The 266-nt window shown below is 45.1% G+C and carries 1 protein-coding gene; it reads left to right on the plus strand.

Annotated features, from left to right (window positions below):
* Positions 1-266: glycoside hydrolase family 3 C-terminal domain-containing protein (locus tag AAEY57_RS20165; protein ID WP_350608681.1), on the plus strand; the 266-nt coding region annotated here is incomplete at both ends.

The raw sequence follows: 266 nt of genomic DNA on the forward strand, positions 1-266 counted from the left end.
CGCCAGCACATCGCGATATTGCCCGCCAAGCGGTACAAGAGTCGTTAGTACTGCTTAAAAAAAAAAACCATTTATTACCGCTTAAACCAAAAAGCAATATACTGATTGCAGGTGATGCGGCCGATAACATAGGCAAGCAATCGGGCGGTTGGAGTATTACGTGGCAGGGAACTAATAATCAAAATGCAGATTTTCCTGGGGCAACGTCTATTTATGCGGGGCTAAAAACGCAAATAAAGGCCGCTGGCGGTAACGCTATTTTAAGC

The organism is Pseudoalteromonas sp. MER144-MNA-CIBAN-0113 (assembly GCF_040308965.1).
Classification (GTDB): Bacteria; Pseudomonadota; Gammaproteobacteria; order Enterobacterales; family Alteromonadaceae; genus Pseudoalteromonas; species Pseudoalteromonas tetraodonis.